The 236-nt window shown below is 49.6% G+C and carries 1 protein-coding gene; it reads right to left on the bottom strand.

Going from position 1 to position 236, the window contains the following annotated elements:
• Positions 1-236: single-stranded DNA-binding protein (ssb, locus tag P8629_RS12710; RefSeq protein ID WP_278166445.1), on the bottom strand; the 236-nt coding region annotated here is incomplete at both ends.

Below are 236 nucleotides of genomic sequence, written 5' to 3'. Positions count from 1 at the left end.
TGTCCTTGTTGGTTATCGTAACTACGACTTTGCAGGCGTCCTTGAACACCTAGCAACGAGCCTTTACGTGTGTAATTAGCCAACGTTTCAGCCTGCTTACGCCACACGACACAGCTGATAAAGTCTGTTTGCTTTTGTCCATCGGCGCCGTTAAAGCTGCGCTCTACCGCCATAGTAAAGGCTGCTACAGCTGTTCCGTTGCCGGTATAACGCAAATCTGGATCTTTCGTTAGCCG

It is taken from the genome of Hydrogenovibrio sp. 3SP14C1, assembly GCF_029625905.1.
GTDB lineage: Bacteria > Pseudomonadota > Gammaproteobacteria > Thiomicrospirales > Thiomicrospiraceae > Hydrogenovibrio.
This window is presented reverse-complemented; position numbering and strand designations above follow the sequence as displayed.